The sequence below is a fragment of the Roseomonas aerilata DSM 19363 genome (genome assembly GCF_000711725.1).
In the GTDB taxonomy this organism is placed as follows: domain Bacteria; phylum Pseudomonadota; class Alphaproteobacteria; order Acetobacterales; family Acetobacteraceae; genus Roseomonas; species Roseomonas aerilata.
Genome location: NZ_JONP01000005.1, coordinates 170,701 through 193,005, shown reverse-complemented (window position 1 = coordinate 193,005; position 22,305 = coordinate 170,701). Strand labels below are relative to the sequence as shown.

At 72.3% G+C, this 22,305-nt stretch carries 16 protein-coding genes; 3 read left to right on the top strand and 13 right to left on the bottom strand.

Annotated features, from left to right (window positions below):
• Nucleotides 1–4: 4 nt before the first annotated feature.
• The 8 genes from BO39_RS07995 to BO39_RS34310 form a co-directional block, all read right to left on the bottom strand.
• Nucleotides 5–3,262, bottom strand: a complete 3,258-nt coding sequence (locus BO39_RS07995) for an alpha-1,4-glucan--maltose-1-phosphate maltosyltransferase (protein WP_084697944.1) — start codon at nucleotides 3,260–3,262, stop codon at nucleotides 5–7.
• 118 nt (nucleotides 3,263–3,380) lie between these two features.
• Entirely contained in the window at nucleotides 3,381–6,566 is a 3,186-nt protein-coding gene (locus BO39_RS29745) for a PAS domain-containing protein (RefSeq protein WP_052401785.1), read from the bottom strand.
• Nucleotides 6,567–6,663: 97 nt separating this feature from the next.
• The gene (locus BO39_RS07985) at nucleotides 6,664–8,127 is read right to left on the bottom strand and encodes a Ppx/GppA phosphatase family protein (RefSeq protein WP_052401783.1); all 1,464 of its coding nucleotides are present in this window, start codon (nucleotides 8,125–8,127) and stop codon (nucleotides 6,664–6,666) included.
• A 143-nt stretch (nucleotides 8,128–8,270) separates the two neighbouring features.
• Nucleotides 8,271–10,598: an RNA degradosome polyphosphate kinase gene (locus tag BO39_RS07980; RefSeq protein ID WP_084697943.1), complete on the bottom strand. Its 2,328-nt coding sequence runs from the start codon at nucleotides 10,596–10,598 to the stop codon at nucleotides 8,271–8,273.
• A 10-nt stretch (nucleotides 10,599–10,608) separates the two neighbouring features.
• Nucleotides 10,609–11,358 carry a P-loop NTPase family protein gene (locus BO39_RS07975; protein ID WP_052401781.1) on the bottom strand — a complete coding sequence of 250 codons (750 nt, stop codon included), beginning with the start codon at nucleotides 11,356–11,358 and terminating at the stop codon, nucleotides 10,609–10,611.
• An 11-nt stretch (nucleotides 11,359–11,369) separates the two neighbouring features.
• Entirely contained in the window at nucleotides 11,370–12,548 is a 1,179-nt protein-coding gene (locus BO39_RS07970; RefSeq protein ID WP_245615031.1) for an AI-2E family transporter, read from the bottom strand.
• Entirely contained in the window at nucleotides 12,545–13,177 is a 633-nt protein-coding gene (locus BO39_RS30945; protein WP_245615030.1) for a CDP-alcohol phosphatidyltransferase family protein, read from the bottom strand. The genes BO39_RS07970 and BO39_RS30945 overlap by 4 nt, the downstream gene beginning before the upstream one ends.
• Nucleotides 13,161–13,958 (bottom strand): hypothetical protein, encoded by a 798-nt coding sequence (locus BO39_RS34310; protein ID WP_245615029.1) that lies wholly within the window; start codon nucleotides 13,956–13,958, stop codon nucleotides 13,161–13,163. Before BO39_RS34310 ends, BO39_RS30945 begins: the two co-directional genes overlap by 17 nt.
• Nucleotides 13,959–14,019: 61 nt before the next feature.
• Here BO39_RS34310 and purM point away from each other — a divergent pair, with 61 nt between their 5' ends.
• The 3 genes from purM to BO39_RS07945 are packed head-to-tail and all read left to right on the top strand — an operon-like array spanning nucleotide 14,020 to nucleotide 15,964.
• Nucleotides 14,020–15,081, top strand: a complete 1,062-nt coding sequence (gene purM / locus BO39_RS07955; RefSeq protein ID WP_043831748.1) for a phosphoribosylformylglycinamidine cyclo-ligase — start codon at nucleotides 14,020–14,022, stop codon at nucleotides 15,079–15,081.
• Complete coding sequence (gene purN, locus BO39_RS07950) at nucleotides 15,069–15,755, top strand: phosphoribosylglycinamide formyltransferase (RefSeq protein ID WP_043831746.1); 687 nt, start codon at nucleotides 15,069–15,071, stop codon at nucleotides 15,753–15,755. Before purM ends, purN begins: the two co-directional genes overlap by 13 nt.
• Complete coding sequence (locus tag BO39_RS07945; RefSeq protein WP_084697940.1) at nucleotides 15,752–15,964, top strand: hypothetical protein; 213 nt, start codon at nucleotides 15,752–15,754, stop codon at nucleotides 15,962–15,964. The genes purN and BO39_RS07945 overlap by 4 nt, the downstream gene beginning before the upstream one ends.
• Before the next feature lie 16 nt (nucleotides 15,965–15,980).
• Here the strand turns inward: BO39_RS07945 and BO39_RS07940 are convergent, their stop codons facing one another.
• The 5 genes from BO39_RS07940 to BO39_RS07920 all read right to left on the bottom strand — a co-directional run bounded on the left by BO39_RS07940 (nucleotide 15,981) and on the right by BO39_RS07920 (nucleotide 22,184).
• Entirely contained in the window at nucleotides 15,981–16,601 is a 621-nt protein-coding gene (locus BO39_RS07940; protein ID WP_043831744.1) for a hypothetical protein, read from the bottom strand.
• Between the two features lie 100 nt (nucleotides 16,602–16,701).
• Nucleotides 16,702–17,172: a hypothetical protein gene (locus tag BO39_RS07935; RefSeq protein WP_043831932.1), complete on the bottom strand. Its 471-nt coding sequence runs from the start codon at nucleotides 17,170–17,172 to the stop codon at nucleotides 16,702–16,704.
• Nucleotides 17,165–19,771, bottom strand: a complete 2,607-nt coding sequence (locus tag BO39_RS07930) for an FtsK/SpoIIIE family DNA translocase (protein WP_211257399.1) — start codon at nucleotides 19,769–19,771, stop codon at nucleotides 17,165–17,167. Before BO39_RS07930 ends, BO39_RS07935 begins: the two co-directional genes overlap by 8 nt.
• Before the next feature lie 185 nt (nucleotides 19,772–19,956).
• Nucleotides 19,957–21,372 carry an adenosylhomocysteinase gene (gene ahcY, locus BO39_RS07925; protein WP_043831742.1) on the bottom strand — a complete coding sequence of 472 codons (1,416 nt, stop codon included), beginning with the start codon at nucleotides 21,370–21,372 and terminating at the stop codon, nucleotides 19,957–19,959.
• A 122-nt stretch (nucleotides 21,373–21,494) separates the two neighbouring features.
• On the bottom strand, nucleotides 21,495–22,184 hold the full coding sequence (locus BO39_RS07920; RefSeq protein WP_043831740.1) for a PEP-CTERM sorting domain-containing protein: 690 nt from the start codon (nucleotides 22,182–22,184) through the stop codon (nucleotides 21,495–21,497).
• Between the last annotated feature and the right edge of the window lie 121 nt (nucleotides 22,185–22,305).

Sequence of the window (22,305 nt, the reverse complement as noted above, 5' to 3'; positions counted from 1 at the left end):
TCTCTCAGGCGCCGAAGGGGCGCACGCGCCAGATGGCGAAGGGCAGGTCGGCGGGATCGAGGCGCATCGCCTGGGCCTTGCCGTAGAGGGCGAAGCGGTTGCCGCGCATCAGGTCCTCCACCTCGAGCCCTTCGTGGTCGGGCAGGCCGAAGCGCCAGAGCGGCAGCTCGTAGCCGGTATCCTGCACCGTGGAGGGATCCATCGAGACGGCCACCAGGATGACGTTGGAGCGGTCCGGCGTTGCCTTCTCGTAGAAGAGCACGTTGTCGTTGAAGGCGGTAAGGAAGGTCACGCCGAGATGGGTCTGCAGCGCCGGGTTGGCGCGGCGGACGAGGTTCAGGCGCGTGACCTCGTCCACGATGTCACCCGGGCGGCGGTCCGGCCAGACGCGGATCTGGTACTTCTCGCTGTCCAGATACTCCTCCTTGCCCGGCAGCGGCGTCGCCTCGCAGAGCTCGAAGCCTTGATAAACACCCCAGAGGCCGGACAGCGTGGAGGCCAGCGCCGCGCGCACGAGGTGCATCGGCCGGCCGCCGGTCTGCAAGTGGCGCGGGTTGATGTCGGGTGTGTTGACGAAGAAGTTCGGGCGGAAGAAGTCGCGCGGCGCCGTGGTGCTCAGCTCCGTCAGGTACTCCGCCATCTCCTCCTTCGTCTCGCGCCAGGTGAAGTAGGTGTAGGACTGGGTGAAGCCGGCCTTCGCCAGCCGGTACATCACCTTAGGCCGAGTGAAGGCCTCCGATAGGAAGAGCACGTCGGGATGGTCGGCGCGGATCTCGCCGATCATCCACTCCCAGAAGGGAAGCGGCTTGGTATGCGGGTTGTCCACCCGGAAGATCTTCACCCCCTGCTCCACCCAGAATTTCACGGCCTGGTAGAGCGCGACCCAGAGCGAGGGCTTGGCGCCTTCCGCGTAGAAGTCGACGTTGACGATGTCCTCGTACTTCTTCGGCGGATTCTCGGCGTATTTGATCGTACCGTCCGGGCGCCAGTCGAACCACTCCGGGTGCTCCTTCAGCCACGGGTGGTCCGGGGCGCACTGGATGGCGAAGTCGAGCGCAAGTTCGAGGTTGTGCGCGTAGGCGGCGTCGCGCAGCCGGTGGAAGTCCTCGATGGTGCCGAGCGCGGGGTGCAGCGCGTCGTGCCCGCCCTCCTCCGAGCCGATGGCGTAGGGGCTGCCCACGTCGTCGGGGCCGGGCGTTAGCGTGTTGTTGCGGCCCTTGCGGTTCTTGCGCCCGATCGGGTGGATGGGCGGGAAGTAGAGCACGTCGAAGCCCATGGCCTTCACGCGCGGAAGCTGGCGGATCACGTCGTCCAGCGTGCCGTGGCGGTCCTCGCTGCCGGACTGGCTGCGGGGGAAGATCTCGTACCAGCTGGCGAAGCGGGCGGCGATGCGCTCCGCCTCCACGCTGCCGGGCGGGTTCTGGCGCACGCGATGCGGCCGGTCATCCGCCAGCGCCATCAGCCCCGCCGTCTCCGGCGAGAGGAGAAGGGCAAGCCGCTCGGATTCGGAGGCCGTCTCGAGCGTCTTGGCGAGAAGGTTCAGCGGGCGCTTGGTGGCGCCGATGCGGCCAGCGGCCTTCGCGACCAGCCGGCGGCCCTCCTCCAGTTCCAGCGTGACAGGCACGCCGGCCGCGTGCTTCTTCGACAGCTCGTCGCGATAGCCCGCGAAGACATCAAGCCAGGCCTCCACCGCGAAGACGTAGCGGCCCATCCGCTCCAGCGGGAAGCTCGCGGTCCAGCGGTCGTTGCCGAGCGGCCGCATCCGCACCTCGCGCCAGCCCTTCTCGTCCGCCGTGCGCCAGAGAAGGGCGACGCCGAAGGTGGCGTGGGTGTCGGCGACGATGTCGGCCTCCACGGTGATCACCTCACCCACCGTGCGCTTCACCGGGAAGCGGCCGCCATCGACCAGCGGCGTCACCGCCTCGATCCCGATGCGCGGAAGGGCAACGCCCTGCTCCGGAGGCATGCGGGAGGCGGGCAGGCGGATCACCGGGCTGGCGCGGCCGGCCTGCATCACCCGCACCTCGCCCGGCGGCAGCGCGAGGTGGACGCCGGGCACCAACGGCTGCCCGTCGGCGCCGAGGAAGGGCGCAGGCCCGCCGCCGATGCCTGGCAGCACCGTCTCGGGCGCGAGCGTTGCCGCGGCATGGCGGTCGGTATTGGCGATCACGAGCGTGGCCGAACCCGCCATGCGCGGATCTTCCGCCGAGCGCACCACCGCGAGCACCGGCGCGCCCGACCCGCTCAGCGAGCGCAGCGGGGCGCCGGACAATGGCGCGAGGGCGGCGGCGAGCGCCGTCGCCTCCCGCACCTCGGCGGAGAGGTCGTAGGGCGCGTTCTCGCGCAGCCAGGCCCAGTCGCCCGGCCGGTCCTGGGCGGGGTTGGAGGGGCGGCGCGCGCCGTACTCGAAGCCCTGCGGCACGAGCAACGCATCGCAGAGCGTGGCGGCGAGGCGCAGCGAGAGGGCGGCCGCCCGCGAGCGTGCCGTCTCGTCACCCTCCTCCACCGCGGCACGGCTCTCGAAGGGCGCCTCCGGGAAGCCGATGAGGGGACCGCCCAGCGCCTCGCGCTCTGCCATGAACCAGGCGTCGCGCCCGTTCCACCAGGCCAGCGAGGAGGCGAGCCAACCGAAGCCGGCGCCGCGCAGGGCCGCCGCCTCGTGCCAGGGCATGCCCGTGTTCCAGGCGATGAAGCCCGCTCCGCTTGAGGCACGGATCAGCCGCCCCCAGACCGCCGGCAGCACCTCGGCCGGGCGGATGGCGCGGAAGCCGGACACGCCGGCCGAGACCCACTCCGCCAGCCGGGAGGTCCAGAAGCCCAGCGCCCCCTCCCGCGACAGGTCGAGGCGCGCGAGGCCGAGGCGCACGGCTCCGCCGCGCGGATCGGGCAACTGGGCCTCCACGTCGTGGAACCAGTCGGGGTGGATGGCGGCGAGTGCGCCGTCGCTCGCGACATGCAGCGGCTCGAGGTCCAGCCAGAGTTCAAGCCCTGCCGCGCGGCAGGCCCCGGCGATGGCGGCGATGGCGGCGGTGCCGTCCGTTCCCGCGTCAAGCAGCGGGTGGGGACGATCATGGTCCGCCACCTCCAGCAGGTGGCCTGAGCGGCCGGGAGAGAGCGGCGGCGGCAGGCAGACGCCCCCGAACCCGAGGGCCGCCACCCTCTCCAACTCGGGCCCCCATTCCGAAAGCGGGCCGAGCAGGAGTGGGTTCACGTGGTACAGGGCGATGGGGCGCATGGCCGAGCAACGGTCTTTGGCGCTCATGGTTCCCAGCTCCGGCTTATCGGAAAGGCCGAACGGGGATCGCAGCCCGCGGCCGCCCGGCCAAGCATGTTGCGGCGCAACAAGGCGTGAGCCGCACAGTGGGCGCCGCCCCGCGGCTTTATTCGATGCGCCGCGCCGCGCCCGTGGCCGCAGCCAGGGCGGCGGCGAGCGCGTCGCGGCCGAAAGGCTTGTCCAGCCGGGGCACCTCGGGCGCCTCGCCCACCGCCAGGTCGGCGTAGCCGGTGGCGAGGATCACGGGCAGGCCCGGATGCAACGCGGCGAGCCGCGCGGCCAGTTCCGCCCCGGTCATGCCGGGCATGGCGTGGTCGGTGATCACGAGGTCGGGCACCGGGCCGGCGGCGAGCGCCTCCAGCGCGGCCGCGGCCGATTCCACCTCGCGCGCGGTGTGGCCGAGATCCGCGAGAAGCGCGGCATTGCTCGCCAGGACCAGCGGGTCGTCGTCCACCAGCAGCACCGAAAGGCGCCGCGCGGCCGGCAGCGCGGAGGGGAGCGCGATCGGCGCGGGCGCGGCCTCGGAGCCGGGCTCGGCACGGGGCAGCCAGATCTCGGCCGTGGTTCCCTGGCTCGGCGCGCTCACCAACCGCAGCGCCCCGCCCGACTGGGCGCAGAGGCCGTGGACCATGGAGAGGCCGAGACCGGTGCCCCGCCCGACCCCCTTGGTGGTGAAGAAGGGTTCGGTGGCGCGCGCGAGGGTCTCGGCGTCCATCCCTGCCCCGTCATCGGAGACGAGGATGACAAGGCAGTCGCCGCCCGGCGGCATGTCGCCGGCCCCCACGAGGCCCCCGCGCGGCCCGGCGGGGGCGTTGCGCGCCGTCACCCTCACGCGCCCGCCCGGGCAGCGCTCCGGGGCCATGGCGTCGCGCGCGTTGACGCAGAGGTTCAGGATGGCGAGCTCCAGCTGGTTCGGGTCGGCCAGCACCCACCAGAGGTCGTCGGGCAGCTCGATCTCGAGCGGCGTCGCGGGGCCGATGCTGCGGGCGAGGATGTCGCGGAGCGCGAGAATGAGGGCCGCCGTATCCACCGCGCCCATTCTCAGCTCCTGCCGCCGCGCGAAGGCGAGCATGCGGCGGGTGAGCGCGGCCCCCCGCTCGGCAGCGCCCACCATGCCGTCCAGCAGGCGCCGCGCGCCGGGATCGGCCCTCACGGCCTCTCGCTTGCCCAGCAGCGCCGCGCCCGAGGCGACGACCTGGAGGAGGTTGTTGAAGTCGTGCGCCACCCCGCCGGTCAGCTGGCCCAGGGCCTCCATCTTGTGGGCCTGGGCGAGCTGGGCCTGGGCGGCCTCGGCGGAGGCCACCGCCTCCCTCACCCGCTCCTCCAGCACGGCCTGGGCGGTGCGGCGCCCGGTGATGTCGGCATAGACGCCGACGCAGCGGACGCCGCCCGGCAGCTGCGGGCTGGGCGAGGCCCTAGGGGATGCTCCAGGGGATGCCCTAAGGGATGCTCCGAGGGAGTTCCCGGCGAGAAGGCGTCCGGTGGCCGAGATCCAACGCTCGCCCGCGGGGACGAGCACGCGGTGCTCGACCGTCACCGCCCCACCGCCGATGAGCATCCGCTTCCAGGCGGCGCGCACCCCGGCCCGGTCCTCCGGATGGATCGCCGCCTCCCAGGAGGCGAGGTCGGCGCAGCCATTCGTGGGCGCGGGCTGGCCGAGAAGGGCGAAGTGGCCGGGCGAGAAGACGCCCCGCCCGGAGGCGACCTCCACGTCGAAGGCGACCAGCCCACCCGCCTCCACGGCTAGGCGAAGGCGCTCCTCGGCGGCGGCGAGGGCCGCGCGGTTCTCGGCCAGTCGCGCCTCGGCCCGGCGCAAGGCCGAGAGGTCCACGTGCACGCCCCTGAAGCGCAGGGCCCGGCCGAGCGCGTCCCGCTGCACCTCGGCCAGCGCCGAGATCCAGCGCGTCTCCCCCTCGGGGGTCGCGACCCGGTACTCGGAGAGGTAGTCGGGACCGCCGCCCCCGACCGCCGCCATGAACTCCTCGGTCACGCGCGCCCGGTCCTCGGGGTGGATCCGTTCCACCCAGGCTTCGTGCGGCTCGTCCGCGGCCTCGGGCGGCAGGCCATGCACCGCGAGGTATTCGGGGGAGCGGAAGTTGGTGAAGCGCACCTCGCCGTCCGGCCGGTGCTCCACCGCCACCTCGAACCCGCCCACCCGTGCCAGGCGCTGGGTGCGGGCAAGCTGCGCTTCCCGCTCACGCAGCGCCCCGTCGCGCGCAGCGATGGTGCTGGCAGCGCGGGAAAGCGCCGCGCCCACCATGTTCGCCTCGCGCAGCGGGGTCTGGATGGGCGGGACCGGGCGGCCCTGGCCGAGCACCGCGGCGGCCTCGGCCAGTGCGCCCATCGCGCGGGCGATCCGGCGGGCCGCGATGAGGGCGAGCAGCACGGCGCAGGCGAGCAGCAGCGCACCTACCGCAGCCAGCGCCCAGACGGCGCGGCGCACCGGCGCGTCCACCAGCTCGGCCGCGAGGCTGACACCCACGTCCCAGCCGGCGGCGGTGCGCGCATGGGCGAAGACGATCGGCGTCCCGTCGGGCCGCCGGTCCCGCCAGACGCCGGTCGTGCCCTCCCGGAAGCGCGGCCCTGCATCGGCGCCGAGGGCGCCATCGGGCACCGTGGTGCCCGCAACGATACGGTGGCTCCGGTCCACCACCAGGATTCGCCAGCCCGGATCGGGCAGGGAGAGGCGCAGGCGCTCCATCAGGAGGTCCGCGCGGAAGGCGGCGCCGATGAGCAGGTGCCTGCCGGCCCCGTCGATGACGGGGAGCAGCACGCCGTAGATCTGTGCCCCGCTGGAGGCCCCGGTGAAGAGGTCCGTCACGACAAGGCGGCCGCCACCCGCGGCGACCAGCTCCAGCCAGCCCGGGCGCGGCGGGGACTGGCCCTCCTCCCGTCCGCGCGGGATGACGGTGTGCAGGAGGAGGTTTCCACCCTCGTCGCGCAGCGTGACCTGGGAGCCGATGTCGCGCCCGACCGCGAGCATGTGCTCACGCACCGCATCGAGGTTCCCGGCCTGGAAGGCGGTGGTGCCGGCGATGGCGCGAAGCGTCGAGGAGAGCGATTCGAATTCCGAATCGACCACGCGGGCCAGCCCCTCCGCGCGGACGATGAGAGAGCGCTCGACGATGCCGCGCTGCGCTTCGGCGAAGCGCCAGAGCACGAGGCCGGCAAAAACCAGCACCGGCAGCACCGCCGCAAGCATGAGCAGCAGCAGCCGCGCGCGCACCCCGAGGGCACGCGCCGGCCTGCCGGCGGCCTTGGTCAGAGCCGGAACAGGATTCCCCCGAAGCATCGGTGCGAACCTGCACCGGAGGCAGGGCGGGCGCCAGCGCCAGATCCCCGCCAATAGCCCTGCGCACGCGCGCGTGATGAAGGGGCCGGCGCGGCGCTCAGACCGGTTGCTGGCGTGGGGCCAACCTCACGACCGCCTCCATCCCCATGGCGGCGGCCAGCGCCTCCACCCGGCGCTGCACGCCCTCCCCCGCGAAGACGCCGCTACCCTCGACGAGCCGAAGCGTGAGCCGCTGCCCGCTGATGGCGAGCGAGGTGCCCGCCAGCAGCGCGAGCGTGCCGCCCGAGAGGGTGTAGGCGAGGCGCAGGGCGGCCGCGATCCGCTCTGCCCGCTGCTGCACGGCGGGGCCGAGCAGGGCGCGGGCGGGCGCTACCACCGCCGGGTCGGCGGCGTCGTAGCGGAGCGCGGTGACGAGGGCGAGGAAGGCGCGGGCGTGGTGGTCGAGCCCCACGCCGGGCTGGCGCAGCACGCGGAGGAAGGCCTGCTCCGCGCGGTAATCCGGGTGGTCGTGGCTGCCGACGTCGGAGAGCTGGCAGGCGGTGCGGCGCAGCGCCGCCTCGACCGGCGTCTCCTCGGGAAAGAGGGGCGCGGTCCAGGCCGCGAGGGCCGCGGACAGGGTGGGGTCGCGGCCGAAGCGAGCGGCGAGTTCCGTTCCTACCGCGAGCAGCGGGTCCTGGGCCCGCGTCGCGTCGCTCAGCAGGCGGGAGTACCAGCCCTCCCGCAGTCCGTTCGCCGAGAACACCACGCGCCGCGCGCCGGTCAGCCGCAGCAGGCGGCGCAGCGCGACGGCGGCATAAGGCAGGTCCGCCGCGCGCTTGGCCGGCGCTCCCGGCAGGCGGCCCGAACGCTCCCCCGCCGCGATCACGGCGGCGCAGAGGTCGCGCGCCTCGTCCCGGCGGAGCACGTAGTGATGCACGATGGAAAGCGGGTAGCCGGTCTGGACGATGTGGATCTTCGCCAGCGCCCGCCAGGCGCCGCCGACGAGATAGAGGTCCCTCCCCTGCCCTCGCCCGAGCCAGGGCACGGCCGAGAGCGCAGCCTCGGCGATGGCACGGGCGCGGGTGGGATCGTTTCCGGACTGCTCGGCCAATCGGATGACGCCGAGCGGCAGGCTGACCGAGGCGGCGGCGCGCCCGGCCGAAAGGTCCACCAGCTCCAGGCTGCCGCCGCCAATGTCGCCGAGGATGCCGTCCGCGCCCGGCACACCGAGCAGGACACCGTCCGAGGACATCGCCGCCTCCTCCTCTCCGGAGAGGATGCGGAGCGGCACGCCGGGCATGCGCGCGCGCAGCGCCTCGGCGAAGGCGGGGCCATTGGCGGCGTCGCGCATGGCGGCGGTGGCCAGCACCTCGATCGGGCTCGCGCCCATGGCGCGGGCGATGGCGAGGTAGCGGCCCATGATGGTCAGCGCGCCCTCGACGGCTTCGGCGTTGAGCCGGCCGGTCGAGTGCAGGCCGCGCCCGAGCCCGAGCACGGCCTTCTCGTTGAAGATCGTCGAGGGGTTGCGCCCCAAGCCCTCAAAGATGACGAGGCGGACCGAGTTGGACCCGAGATCAACCACCCCAGCGCGAGCCGGAGGCTCGTCACCTCCAACACGAGCCGTAGACGCGGCGCCCGCTGTCGGTGGCGCCGCGGCCGCGCGTGGCGGAACCGCCTCGGCGCCCGAGGGCGGGAGGCGGGATGCTTCGGTGGTTGCCAAGCGTGTCAGTCCTGCGCGACGCGGTCCGGCCGGCGCCGGGCGGGGGCGCGCGGGCGCGGTGCCCGGTGCAACGCGCTACCGCGCCCGGAGAGCGAGGGGTTGGTCATGAAATACTCGTGCGCCGAGAGCGGCTGCGCGCCCGCCGCGCTGGCCAGGCTCGCGACGCGCCGGTAGGAGCCATCGGGGTGGAGTTCCCAGGACTGGTCGCGGTCCTTGAGGTTCACCACCATGATCTGGTCGAGCACCTGGGCATGCACCGTGGGGTTCTCGACCGGCACCATCGTCTCCACCCGCCAGTCCATGTTGCGGGCCATCCAGTCGGCGCTGCTGATGAAGACGCGGGCGCGGCGGCTGGGCAGGCGATGGCCGTTGGCGAAGACGCAGATGCGGGAATGCTCTAGGAAGCGGCCGACGATGGACTTCACCCGGATGTTCTCGGAAAGGCCCTGCACGCCCGGGCGCAGGCAGCAGATGCCGCGGATGATGCAGTCAACCTTCACCCCGGCCATGCTGGCCCGATAGAGCGCGTCGATCAGCCCCTCGTCCACCAGGGAGTTCAGCTTCAGCCAGATGCCGGAAGGGCGTCCTTCGCGGGCATTCACGATCTCCTGCTCGATCAGGCCCATCAGCGTGGGGCGGAGCGTGAGCGGGGCGAAGGCGAGGCTCTCCATCGTCTCGGGCCGCGCGTAGCCGGTCATGTAGTTGAACAGCCGCGCGGCATCGCGCGTGAGGCCGGGATCGGCGGTGAAGAAGGAGAGGTCCGTGTAGATGCGCGCGGTCACCGGGTGGTAGTTGCCCGTGCCGAAATGCGCGTAGGAGCGGAGCGAGCCGCTCTCCCGCCGCACCACCAGGCTGACCTTGGCGTGGGTCTTGAGGTCCACGAAGCCGTAGACGACCTGAACGCCCGCCGACTCCAGCTCGCGCGCGAGGGCGATGTTGCGCTCCTCGTCGAAGCGGGCCTTCAGCTCCACCATGGCGGTGACGGACTTGCCGGCATCGGCGGCCTCGATCAGGGCGCGGGCAATGGGGCTGTCGCGGGAGGTGCGGTAGAGGGTCTGCTTGATCGCCACCACGGCCGGATCGCGCGCGGCCTGGCGGAGGAACTGCACGACAACGTCGAAGGATTCGTAGGGGTGGTGGACGACGATGTCCTTCGCCCGGATCGCCGCGAAGCAGTCGCCGCCGAAGTCGAGGATCCGCTCGGGGAAGCGCGGCGTATAGGGCTTGAACAGCAGGTCCGGCCGGTCGTCGAGGATGAGCTGGGTGAGGTCCGAGAGGCCGAGCAGCCCCTCCAGCGCGAAGATCTCCCCCTGCGGCGCGTCCAGCTCCTGCGCGACGAGGTCCACGAGGTCTGGCGGCGTGTCCGAGGTAACGGAGAGGCGGATCGCGCGGCCACGGCGGCGACGCTTCAGCGCGCTCTCGTAGGAGCGGACGAGGTCCTCGGCTTCCTCCTCGAACTCCACGTCGGTGTCGCGGATAAGGCGGAACAGGCCGCGTTCCGCGAGGATGAAGCCGGGGAAGAGGCGGCGGAGGTTGAGGAGGATCACCTCTTCCAGGAGCACGAAGCGGGCGGGCTCGCGCGCCCCCTCGACGCGCGGTCCCGCGGGCAGGCGGATGAAGCGCTCGATCTGCGGCGGCAGGGGAAGGATCGCGCGCATGGTGCCGCCGTCCTCCTCCCGCACGAGCTTCATGATGAGGCAGAGGGCGAGGTTGGCGAGGAAGGGGAAGGGGTGCGCGGGGTCGATCGCCAGCGGCGTGACCACCGGGAAGACCCGCTCCATGAACCAGTTGGACAGCCATTCCCGGTCGGCGGCCGAGAGGTCGGCGGGGTCGCTCAACAGGATACCGGCCTCGGCCAGCTGGCCGCGCAGGCTGAGCCAGCCCTCCTGCTGGCGGGTGAGCAGCCGGCCGGCGCGCTCGTGGACGGCCGTGAGCTGCTGGCTCGGCGTGAGGCCGTCCGGCGAGACCGCGACGATGGCCGCCCGCTCCTGGCCGGCCAGGCCCGCGACGCGGACGGAGTAGAACTCGTCCAGGTTGGCCGAGGAGATGGCGACGAAGCGCAGGCGCTCGAGCAGCGGGTGGGCGGGGTTGGCCGCCTCCTCCAGCACACGCTCGTTGAAGGCGAGCCAGGAGAGCTCGCGGTTGATGAAGCGGCCGGGATCAGCGAGCACGGGCTCGGGCGCCGCCGTGGGGTCCGGGGCCGCTTCGGCAGGGCCGGGCGCGGGCGTGCCGCGGAGCGAGGCCGCCTCGGCGCGCGGCGTCCGGGGCACGGGGCCCCTGGGGGCCTCGGGTCGCGTCGGGTCGGTCTTGGCGGTGTCCTGATTGGCGTCCATGACCCTAACGCTACAGCAAGGTTCCCATGGAAGCAGAGGGTGCGTCCGGGGTTGCCACGAAATCGTCACCGGAGCCATCACCGAGTTCGTCGCCGCTCCCGTCCAGCAGGCCGGCGAGCACGGAGCGGGCCAGGGCGCGGGTGACACCGCCCCCGCCGGCCAATGCGGCGCGGTCGAGCCTTGCCGCAGCCTCGGCCAGCACCGCAGCCTCCCGGGGCAGGCGGGCGAGGAGCCAGTCCTGCACGGCGGGCTCCACCCGGAGCTGGCGGCGCTCGAAATGACGGGCCAGCAGGGTGCGCAGCAGCGCGTCCGTCGGCTGCCCGAGTGCGGCCGAGGCGGTGGCCCGGAGCCGGCTGGCGAGGTCCGGCAGTGCCACGGGCCAGCGGGAGGGCGGCTCCCTTCCCGCCATCAGCAGCAGGTGCCCGCCTGCGGCGCAGGCGTTGATGAGGTGGAAAAGCGCCGGCTCCTCCGCCGCGCAGTCGGCGTCGTCGAGAGCGGTGGGCGCGCCCTCCGGCACGCCGCGGAGAAGGGGGCCGGAAAGGCGGCGCAGGCCAAGCCGGCGTGAGGCCTGGGCGAGCAGGGCCGATTTCCCGCTGCCCTCCGGCCCATGGAGCGCGAGGCGCCCGGCCGGCCAGCTCGTGGGATCGCCGAGCCAGGTGCGGGCGACCGCGTTGGAGGAATCCGGGATCGGATCGATCTCGATTTCGACGCGCGGGATTAGCGGCAGTGGAAGCTGCCGGGCTGAGGGGAATGGGGCCATGAGGTGAGCGCTCAGCCCCCGGTCCGGGGCGGGTCGAGGTAGAGGGGGCTCTCGAGGTAGCGGCGCAGCCAGTAGCGGGCGAGCACCCCGATCATGGCGGCGATCGGCACCGCCAGCAGCACGCCGAGGAAGCCGAAGGCGACGCCGCCGGCGAAAAGGGCGAAGATCACCCAGACCGCGTGCAGCTCCACCCGGTCGCCCAGCAGGCGGGGGTAGATGATGTAGCCCTCCACGATCTGGCCGGTGAGGAAGATGCCGACCACCATGCCGACGCCGCGCAGGGTACCGAACTGGCCGATGGCCAGCAGGATGGCCGTCGCCATGCCGGTGAGCGAGCCGACATAGGGGATGAAGGTGAACATCCCCGCGAGCAGCCCGACGAGCAGCCCGAGTTCCAGCCCGACCGCCGAGAGCGCGAGGGCGTAGTAGACCGCGAGCAGCGCGCAGCAGAGAAGCTGGCCGCGCAGCCAGGCCGAGAGAACGCGGTCCGTGTCGCGCGCGAGCTGGCGCAGCACGGCGGCGTTGCGGCGGGGCAGCCAGGTTTCGATCCGCGCCATCAGCCGCGGCCAATCGCGCAGCAAGTAGAAGCCGACCACGGGCGTGACGACGGCGAAGGTGAAGACGCTGAACAGCGCGTAGCCGCCGCCGATGAGGCGCGTGGCCGAGGTGCCGAGCCAGACGAGGATCGACCCCACCTGCGACACTGCCAGGTCCTGCAGGCGGGGGTCCAGCTCCATCGGCGCGATGGCCTTCTCGGTCGCCGCCAGCAGGTCCTGCACCATCATCCCGATGCGCGTGACATAGGAGGGCAGGCGCGCCAGCAGCACGCCGATCTGGGAGATGAGCAGCGGGTAGAGCAGCAGCAGGGCGAGGAGCGCCAGCGCCATCAGCCCGGTGATCAGCAGCCCCGCCCCGAGCCAGCGCGGCACCCCGATCCGGGCGAGGCGCGCGGCCACGGGATCGAGGAAATAGGCGACGCAGACCGCCAGCACGAAGGGCGTGAGGATCGCCGAGAAGAACCAGAGGCAGAAGACGGCGGCTGAGAGCAGCCCGAGGACGAGGCCCGTCCGCTGCGCCCGCGTCGCGCTGCGCGGCCCCGGCGAGGGCGGCAGGGGCCCCCGCGCCGGCGGGCGGGCGGGGGCCGCGATGGCCGGCGGGCCGCCGGACTTCCCCTCGTCCAGCGGCATCATGCCGGCAGGGACCGCGAGGCGTCGCGCACATAGGCGGCGCCGGAGGCGATGGTGGTGCCCGCGACGCAGCCGATGAGGGCAGGCATCAGCCACCCGCCATCGAACCCGTACCCGCGCAGGAACAGCGCCGCCGCGGCGAGTGCGATCTGCATCGCCGTGTTCAGCTTCGAGACGAAGAGCGGCCGGATGGCGGGCCGCGCACCCATGAGGGCGAGCACCATCAGCCCGCCCACAATCAGCACGTCGCGGAACACGACGAGGATGGCGAGCCAGTCCGGCAGCACGCCGATGATGGCCAGCGTGACATAGACGGAGACGAGCAGCGCCTTGTCGGCCATCGGGTCGAGGATGGAGCCGAGAAAGGAGCGCGCGTTCCGCACGCGCGCCAGCCAGCCGTCCACCGCGTCCGAAACCCCGGCGCCGACGAAGAGGAGAAAGGCGATGTCCAGCCGGTGCTGGATGACGAGCCACACCACCACCGGCACGATGCAGAGCCGGGCGAGGGTAATGACGTTGGGAAGGGTGAAGAGCGCGCTCTCGGAGGGTTGGGCGGCGGCCTGCCCCGCCTCCCCACGGGCCTCCGGTCGCCCGGAGCGCCCGTCGAGCTCGCCGTCAGGCTCCCCCGGCAAGGCCGACTCGCCAGGCCGGCCCCGTGGAGGGCACCGGCAGCCCGTTGGCCGCGGGCGGCTGGCTGGGCGCCAGCAGGATCCCGCCCTGTGCCAGCTCCGGCGCCGCGACGCCCGGCGGGCTGCGCAGCCCGATCCGCAGCCGCGCGCCGTCCACGGCGATCGCGAGGACATCGACGCTGCCGACGGAAGGCTGGGCCAGCAGGCGCTGGCGCAGCGTCAGGTACTCGGCGAAGGAGCCGAATCGGGCGCCGGCCTCGAGATAGGCAGTCAGCGGCATGACGGGCGGCACGCCCGGCGGCAGCGCGGCGGGCGAGGACGCAGCCGGCCCGCCAAGCGGTGGCACCGTGCCACCCCCGGAGGCCGCCGCGGGCGCGGAGCCGCCCGAATTCGTGCCGGCGCCGCGGAAGCGGACCGTGTAGCGGCCGGAATAGCCGTTGAGGGTGGTGCGCTCCTGCTCCACCACCATGCTCGTCACCAGCGACTCGATCTGGGAGGCCGAGGCGTTGGGATTGGCTCCCGTGGCCGCGGCGTAGCGCTGGTAGGCCAGGCGCTGGGCGTTGGCGATCGCCCGTTCCCGCGCCAGCACGGCGTTGGCGGCGGTGGCCTCGGCGGGCACGCCGCGCTGCACGGCGGGGTCGTCCTGCGCGCGCGCTGGGGCTCCTGGCAGGAGCAGCGCCGCCAGGGCCAGGGCCCCGGCCGCCCGCAGGCCAAAGCCCCGCAAGCGGCGGATTGCGCCCGCGCCCGGGACATGATGGGTAGCGCGACCGTCTGAACTGCGCATAAGCCGCTCCCCGTGGACCGCATCCTGGTTCGCCCCTGGGGATAGCCGATCAAGGACCGCCATGACCAGACTGACCTACCGCGACGCCGGCGTGGACATCGAGGCCGGCGACGCGCTGGTGGACCGGATCAAGCCGCTCGCCCGTTCCACGGACCGCACCGGGACCATGGGCGGGCTCGGCGGCTTCGGGGCCCTGTTCGACCTCCGCGCCGCCGGGTTCCAGGATCCCGTCCTCGTCTCCTCGACCGATGGCGTGGGCACGAAGCTGCGGCTGGCGATCGACGCGCGCCACCACGGCACGGTCGGCATCGACCTCGTGGCCATGTGCGTGAACGACCTCGTGGTGCAGGGCGCCGAGCCGCTCTTCTTCCTCGACTACTTCGCGACCGGCGCGCTCGACGTGGCGCAGGCGGCCGAGGTGGTCTCGGGAATCGCCGAGGGCTGCCGGCAGGCAGGCTGCGCGCTGGTCGGCGGCGAGACCGCGGAGATGCCGGGAATGTACCACAAAGGTGATTACGACCTCGCGGGCTTCTCGGTTGGCGCGGCGGAGCGGGGCGCGCTGCTGCCGGCGGGCGACGTGGGGCCGGGGGACGTTGTGCTGGGACTCGGCGCCTCGGGCGTGCACTCGAACGGCTTCTCCCTCGTCCGCCGCATCCTGGAGGCCGGGAATGCGGGCCTCAATGACCCCGCGCCCTTCGCCGCTGGCCGCAGCCTCGGCGAGGCGTTGCTGGAGCCGACGCGCATCTATGTGAAGCCGGTGCTGGCGCTGCACCGCGCCGGGCTGATCAAGGCGGCCGCCCATATCACGGGCGGCGGCCTGCCCGGCAACCTGCCGCGCGTGCTGCCCGAGGGCACCGCCGCCGTGGTCGAGGCCGGCTCCTGGCCCGTGCCGCCCGTCTTCGCCTGGCTGGCCCGCACGGGCGGCGTGGCGCCGGATGAGATGCTGCGCGTGTTCAACTGCGGCATCGGCATGGCCCTGGTGGTCGAGCCGAGCAAGGCGGAGGCGGCCATTGCGATGCTCGCCGAGCACGGCGAGACCGCGCACCGCATTGGCCGGATCGAGGCCGGCGCGGGCGAGGCCGAGGTGCGGATGGAGGGGCTCCCCACGGCATGGCCGAACTGAAGCGGCGCGTCGCGGTCCTTATCTCCGGCCGCGGCAGCAATCTCGGCGCGCTGATCGAGGCGGCGCGCCACCCCGCCTATCCCGCCGAGCTCGCCCTCGTTCTCTCCAACCGCGCGGACGCCGCCGGGCTGGAGCGGGCGCGGGCGGCGGGCATCCCGACGGCAGTGGTCGAGAGCCGCCCCTTCGGCCGCGACCGGGCGGGCTTCGAGGCCGCGATGGGCGCCCGCTTGGCGGAGGCCAGGATCGAACTAATCGCGCTGGCCGGCTTCATGCGCGTGCTGACGGAGGATTTCGTCACGGCCTGGTCGGGCCGGATGCTCAACATCCACCCGAGCCTGCTGCCCGCCTTCCCCGGCCTCGACACCCACGCGCGGGCGATCGCGGCGGGGGTGAGGCTGCACGGCTGCACCGTGCATTTCGTGACCCCGGGCGTGGACGAGGGGCCGGTCATCGCCCAGTCCGCCGTGCCCGTCCTGCCGGGGGACGACGAGGCGGCGCTGGCCGCGCGCGTGCTGGCGGAGGAGCACCGGCTCTACCCCGCGGCCCTTGCCTGGGCGGCCTCCGGCGCCGCGCGGCTGGAGGGCGGGCGTGCCGTGGTCGAGGCGACGATGGCCGAGGGCGCCCTCGCCAACCCCTTGCCGGGCCTGCCCGCGCTCCCTACAGAAATGCCATGAACGCCGCCCTGCCCGATCCCCGGCGGGCGGCCCAGCACGGGGCACCGACCATGGCCGAGGCCAAGCAGACGATCGACTTCGAGGAAGTGCGGGCGAAGGACATCATCGCCGACCGCCAGACGGGCTGGGCCCAGTTCACCCGTGCGACGAGCTGGGCGATCGGCATTATCGTGGTGCTGCTGGTGCTGCTGAAGCTCTTCTTCGGCTGACGAAAGGGCCGCGCCCTCAGCGGCGCGGCATCGTCAGGCCGCCGAGGCCGAGGCTGCGGCCCATCTCGCCGAGATCGACCCGCCGGTAGCCCTCCGGCACGCGGAAGCGGGAGGGGTCCTGACGGGCGTAATCCACCCGGGTGGCCTCCAGCCCCTCGCCGCGCTCGTTCACGCCACGCAGCAGCACGCCGTCCGCGGTCAGGCAGGCGGTGCCGCGCTGGCCCTGTTCCTCGAAGCGGTAGTTCGTGCAGCGCTGCCCCGCCTGAGTGGCGGTGCCCGCGCCCGTCAGGCGCGCGGATTCCACCATGCGGAGGTAGCGCATCGCCTCGTCCTGCCGGACCGGGCTCGGCGTCACGACGCGCATGGAATCCATCACCATCTCGGTGCGCCCGGTGCGGCGGTCGGCCAGTGCCCAGGCGGGCATGGAGGGGGATTCGACGCGTAGCCGTCCCTCGGAGGCCAGCGCCGCCACCGTGAACTCGCGCGGGGTCTGTGGCGAGGCATTGCCGAGCACGCGATAGGTCACGACCACGTCGCGCGTCGGGAAGCTCGGCGGGCGGTTGGGGGCCTGGCTCTGGGCCGCGGCCGTACCCACCGAAAGAATGGTCAGGACGAGGGCGGGCAGAAGTCGGCGCATCGGGTGGCCTCCGGTTGGGGCAGCGGGCCAGAGAAGGCCCCATCGCACCCGCCGCGCAAGGGCGGATCAAGCCTCCGTGTTGCGCGCTCCCTCCCCCGGCTCAGGCCCAGATCGGGTGCCCCTGTACCGGATCAACTTCGGGGCGGGGGATGGCGGCGATGTTGGCGGCCACCTCCGCCGCCTCGGCGGGATCGCCGCGGCGGATGTCGTAGTCGCCGCCACCGGGATAGGCGCCAACGATCTCGAAGTCCTCGCTCGCCCATTCGCGGCAATGGCCGACGCCGGCCGGGATCACCACGGCATCGCCTGCGCGTAGGGTGAGGGTTTCCCCGCCCGGCCCGCCGAAGCGAACCCTTGCCTCTCCGCAGGATACGCCGAGCGCCTCGTGCGCGATGCTGTGGAAGTGGTGATAGTCGAAGACGCCGTTCGTCCAGCCGTTGGACCAGCCGTGACGCGCGAAGTGCTGGCTAATAGCTTCGGCGTCCGCATTCAGCGCGCCGCGCCACACCAGCAGCGGCAGCCCCGAATTGGGAATGCCGCCGGAGGGGGCGAAGCGGTACTCCTCAGTCATCGGCCCCGGCGCGCGCCAGCACCTCGCGCTTGCCGACATGGTTGGCCGGGCCAACCACGCCGTCGCGCTCCATCTGCTCGATGAGCTTGGCGGCGCGGTTGTAGCCGATGTTGAGGTGGCGCTGGACGAAGCTCGTGCTCGCCTTGCCCTCGCGCGAGACAAGGGCGACGGCCTGCTCGTAGAGGCCCTTCTCGCCGCCGCCGGCGTCGAGCGCCGCCATGGCGGCGCCGCCCTCCTCGTCGTCGTCGACCTCGGTGACCTCGTCGATGTAGGCAGGTTCTCCCTGTTCACGGAGAAACTCCACCACGCGCTCCACCTCCTCGTCGGAGACGAAGGGGCCGTGCACGCGGTTCACGCGGCCGCCGCCGGCCATGTGCAGCATGTCGCCCTGGCCGAGAAGCTGCTCCGCCCCCTGCTCGCCGAGGATGGTGCGGCTGTCGATCTTGGAGGTGACGGAGAAGGAGATGCGGGTCGGGAAGTTCGCCTTGATGGTACCGGTGATGACGTCCACCGAGGGGCGCTGCGTCGCCATGATCACGTGGATGCCGGCGGCGCGCGCCATCTGTGCGAGCCGCTGCACCGCACCCTCGATCTCCTTGCCGGCGACGATCATCAGGTCCGCCATCTCGTCGATGACGACGACGATCATGGGCAGGGATTCGAGCGCCAGCGGCTGCTCCTCGAAGACGGGCTTGCCCGTCTCGGGGTCGAAGCCAGTCTGCACGCGGCGGGTGAGCTGCTCACCGCGGGAGGAAGCGGCCGTCACCTTCTCGTTGTAGCCGCCGATGTTGCGCACCCCGAGCTGGCTCATCGCCTTGTAGCGGCGCTCCATCTCGCGGACCGTCCACTTCAGCGCGCCGATCGCCTTGGGCGGCTCCGTCACCACCGGCGCCAGCAGGTGCGGGATGCGGTCATAGACCGAGAGCTCCAGCATCTTCGGATCGATCATGATGAAGCGGCACTCGTTCGGCCCGAAGCGGTAGAGCAGTGAAAGGATCATCGTGTTGATCCCGACCGACTTGCCGGAGCCGGTGGTGCCCGCGATCAGCAGGTGCGGCATGCGGGCGAGGTCCGCAACGACGGGCGCGCCGCCGATGTCCTTGCCGAGCGCGAGCGGCAGCTTGCCGGAGTTACGCGCCCAGTCCTCGGCCTCCATCATCTCGGAGAAGTAGACGGTCTCACGCTTCGCGTTAGGCAGCTCGATGCCGATGACGTTGCGGCCGGGGACGGTCGCGATGCGGACGGCGAGCACGGACATGCTGCGCGCGATGTCGTCGGCCAGGCCGATGACGCGGGCGGACTTCGTGCCAGGCGCCGGCTCCAGCTCGTAGAGGGTGACGACGGGGCCGGGGCGGATATCCGCGATGCGGCCGCGCACGCCGTAATCGTCGAGCACGGATTCGAGCATCCGCGCATTCTCCTCCAGGAACTCCTGGGAGGGGCCGCTCTCCCGCCGCGGTGGCGCGGGCTTCAGGAGCGAGAGGGGCGGCAGGCGGAAACGGCCGTCATCGCCCTTCTTCACGGACTCGGAAATGGGCAGGCGGCGCGGGGGCAGCACGCGGTCGGCGATGCGGGGCGCATCGCCCGCGGGGCGGCTGGGCGCCTCGGACTCCGGCGTGGCCTCCGCCTCGGCGGCCGGCTGCTCGGCCTGCGGGCGCTCCGGCTGAGGGCGCGGGGCACGGCGGGGCGAGCGCGGCGCCTCGGCTGCGGCATCGGCTGCGCGCAGCATGGCGGAAAGCTGGGGCGAGGGCTGCGGCCGGCGCCGCACCAGTTCAACAAGCCGCTGAGGGGCACCGAGGAAGCGCGCGAGCAGGCCGGGCTTCTCCTCGGCCAGCTCACGACGCATGGTCAGGCGGTCACGGGTCTGCCGCGCCTCGGCCGCGCGGGCGCGGGCCAGGTTGCGGCGCCGCAGGATGTTCCCGGCCAGCCCCGAGCCGCGGCGCGCTGCGGCCCCGCCTGCCCGGCGCCAGGAGGAGAGCGGGATGGCAAGGGCAAGAAAGGTCGCGGCCAGGGCCAGCACGAGGATGCCGATATTGCCCAGCACCGCGCCGAGCGGGCCGAACAGCGCGCCCACGGTATCGTCTACCGCCTGCTGGACGAGCGGCCCCATGGCGCCGCCGGGCGTGCCACCGGGGAACGGCGCGGGCAGCGGGCTGGCCGCGAAGGCGGCGGCCAGCAGCGGCAGCCCCGCCAGCAGCGCCGCCACCCGGCCGGCGAAGGGTGAGAGGCCACGATGGGTGGAGAGCCGCATCGCCCAGGTCATCAGGCAGAGGGCCGGCAGCAGCCCGGCCCAGCCGAAGCCCTGCAGCAGCACGTCCGAGACGAGGGCGCCGAAGGGGCCGGCGAGGTTGGTCGGCGCGCGCGAGGTGGCCGTGGAGAGGGACGGGTCGGCCGGATTATGGCTGGCCAGCGCCACCAGTACCGCGAGGCCCAGCAGTCCCGCGATCATCCCCATGAGCTGCCCGCCCCGCCGCCTCAGCGCGGCCTTCACGGCGGGCGAGGCGAAGCGGCGCAGCCCGGCCGCGGTGCCGAAGGGGTTCATGGCCGGGGCCGCGCTGCTCACGGGGCTGGCGGATCGGTCGGCGGAGGCGCGCGGCATGGTCTTCCCAGCTTCGATTGATGCAGCCGGGAAAGACTACACGCTAAACACTTGTTTGGGCGACACAGTTTGCGCCGAATCAGGGCCGCTCACGAAAAAAGGCGCGGGCGCCGGCCGCCTTGGCCGACACCCGCGCCCGAAGAGCGACGCGGTCGAAGGGGCAGCTTCCGCCGCCCGCCCCGTGGTCAGTAGCGGTACTGCTCGGCCTTGAAGGGACCGGCCTCCGGCACGCCGATATAGCCGGCCTGCTGCGGGGTCAGCTTCGTCAGCTTCGCGCCGACCTTCTCGAGGTGCAGGAAGGCCACCTTCTCGTCGAGGTGCTTGGGCAGGGTATAGACCTGCTTCCCGTAGGCCGCGCCGTTCGTCCAGAGCTCGATCTGCGCGAGCGTCTGGTTGGTGAAGGACGCCGACATCACGAAGGAGGGGTGCCCCGTCGCGTTGCCGAGGTTCACCAGGCGGCCCTCGGAGAGAAGGGTGATGCGCTTGCCGTCGGGGAACTCGATCTCGTCCACCTGCGGCTTGATGTTCGTCCACTTGAGGTTACGCAGGGCGGAGACCTGGATCTCGCTGTCGAAGTGGCCGATGTTCGAGACCACCGCGCGGTTCTTCATGGCGCGCATGTGCTCGATGGTGATGACATCGACGTTGCCGGTGGCGGTGACGAAGATGTCGGCGCGCGGGGCGGCGTCCTCCATCGTCACGACCTCGTAGCCCTCCATCGCGGCCTGGAGCGCGCAGATCGGATCGACCTCCGTCACCATCACGCGGCAGCCGGCGTTGCGGAGGGAGGCGGCGGAGCCCTTGCCGACATCGCCGAAGCCGGCGACGCAGGCGACCTTGCCGGCCATCATCAGGTCCGTGCCGCGGCGGAGCGCATCCACCAGCGACTCACGGCAGCCGTAGAGGTTGTCGAACTTCGACTTGGTGACGCTGTCATTCACGTTGATGGCGGGGAAGAGGAGCTTGCCCTCCTTCGCCATGGTGTAGAGGCGGTGCACGCCCGTCGTCGTCTCCTCCGACACGCCCTTCAGCGAGGCGGCCAGCTTGGCGAACCAGCCGGGCTTCTCGGACAGGGTGCGCTTGATGAGGGCGAAGAACACCGTCTCCTCATCGTTCGTCGCGCCGTCGAGGAACTTCGTGTCGCCCTGCTCGGCGCGCAGGCCGTAATGGACGAGCAGCGTCATGTCGCCGCCGTCGTCGAGCAGCAGGTTCGGCTCGCCACCATCGGCCCACTCAAGGGTGCGGCGGACGTAGTTCCAGTAGTCCTCCAGGCTCTCGCCCTTAATGGCGAAGACCGGGGTGCCGGTGGCGGCGATGGCGGCCGCGGCGTGGTCCTGCGTCGAGAAGATGTTGCACGACGACCAGCGGACATCCGCGCCGAGCGCCTTCAGCGTCTCGATCAGCACCGCCGTTTGGATCGTCATGTGCAGGCAGCCGGCGATGCGGGCGCCCTTCAGCGGCTGGCTGGAGCCGTACTCGCGGCGCGTGGCCATCAGGCCGGGCATCTCGTCCTCGGCCATCTCGATCTCCTTGCGGCCCCAGGCGGCAAGGGAGAGGTCGGCGACGACGTAGTCGGCCTTGGGGGGAAGCGTATCGGGCATGGGAGGACTGGCCTTTCGGAATTGGCCGTCGCCTATCACAGGCGCGGCGCCGAAGCCAGAGGGCGCCGAACCATATCAGGATATCTTTATATGATGGCGAGGGGACGACGCCCCTCCCAGCGTCAGCGCCGGCGGCGTACCAGGCCCAGCCCGAACAGGCCTGCGCCGAAAAGGGCAAGGCTTGCGGGCTCGGGCACCGAGGTAGCGGCATTGGGCATCATCGTGGCGGTCAGGGTGCCGAAGAAGGAGCAGGCACCAGTCCAGCCGCAGGAGCCGCCGTTATCCGTGTTGTAGAAGCCACGCACGGTGGTCGTGCCATCCCGGTCGAGGTCCGGGTCGATGATCAGCCGCGTGTCGGAGGTGGAGTCGTTGTAGCGGATCTCACCGGAGGGAATGATTGAGCCTGCTATACCCAGAAGGCTGATCCGGTAGTCATCTCCAATGCTGGGTCGACTTGGCGTGGTGAAGTCGCTGAGGTCCGCCGTGAGCGGGAACGGTCCTGTCGTCAGGAAGGAGATATCCACCAGCCCAGGGTCACGCCTCGGCGGGGACGAAAACCCGCTGTCCACACGAAGGTCATAAGGTGAGCGGACGATGGACTGTTCCAGCGTGAAGCTGCCAGACGTGACGACCCCCGGAACCGGCCCGGGCGGAGCCCACACGGGGCCACCGGTGGAGATGGTCGTCGTCGTCTGCTGGAAGGTGTAGATCACGTCGGCCGTGGCCGGAGCGGCGACGACAGCCAATCCGAGCCCGAAGACCAGGCAGGCCGCGCGAGACACCGCGGACGCCGTGCTGGCGATGACACTCATTCGTCGACTGACTCCCCTCCACCCGGCGGCCTCTAGGGACCACCAACGCCGGACTGCCCGTTCCGCCAAGCTCTGATTCTGCAAGATGGAGACCAGGATAGCAGCGCGAGCAAGATCAATC

Coding starts and splice junctions, on each gene's coding strand:
- BO39_RS07995 (WP_084697944.1), bottom strand. CDS start 3,262: ATGAGCGCCAAAGACCGTTGCTCGGCCATGCGCCCCATCGCCCTGTAC.
- BO39_RS29745 (WP_052401785.1), bottom strand. CDS start 6,566: ATGCTTCGGGGGAATCCTGTTCCGGCTCTGACCAAGGCCGCCGGCAGG.
- BO39_RS07980 (WP_084697943.1), bottom strand. CDS start 10,598: ATGGACGCCAATCAGGACACCGCCAAGACCGACCCGACGCGACCCGAG.
- BO39_RS07975 (WP_052401781.1), bottom strand. CDS start 11,358: ATGGCCCCATTCCCCTCAGCCCGGCAGCTTCCACTGCCGCTAATCCCG.
- BO39_RS07970 (WP_245615031.1), bottom strand. CDS start 12,548: ATGATGCCGCTGGACGAGGGGAAGTCCGGCGGCCCGCCGGCCATCGCG.
- BO39_RS34310 (WP_245615029.1), bottom strand. CDS start 13,958: ATGCGCAGTTCAGACGGTCGCGCTACCCATCATGTCCCGGGCGCGGGC.
- purM (WP_043831748.1), top strand. CDS start 14,020: ATGACCAGACTGACCTACCGCGACGCCGGCGTGGACATCGAGGCCGGC.
- purN (WP_043831746.1), top strand. CDS start 15,069: ATGGCCGAACTGAAGCGGCGCGTCGCGGTCCTTATCTCCGGCCGCGGC.
- BO39_RS07945 (WP_084697940.1), top strand. CDS start 15,752: ATGAACGCCGCCCTGCCCGATCCCCGGCGGGCGGCCCAGCACGGGGCA.
- BO39_RS07940 (WP_043831744.1), bottom strand. CDS start 16,601: ATGCGCCGACTTCTGCCCGCCCTCGTCCTGACCATTCTTTCGGTGGGT.
- BO39_RS07935 (WP_043831932.1), bottom strand. CDS start 17,172: ATGACTGAGGAGTACCGCTTCGCCCCCTCCGGCGGCATTCCCAATTCG.
- BO39_RS07930 (WP_211257399.1), bottom strand. CDS start 19,771: ATGCCGCGCGCCTCCGCCGACCGATCCGCCAGCCCCGTGAGCAGCGCG.
- ahcY (WP_043831742.1), bottom strand. CDS start 21,372: ATGCCCGATACGCTTCCCCCCAAGGCCGACTACGTCGTCGCCGACCTC.
- BO39_RS07920 (WP_043831740.1), bottom strand. CDS start 22,184: ATGAGTGTCATCGCCAGCACGGCGTCCGCGGTGTCTCGCGCGGCCTGC.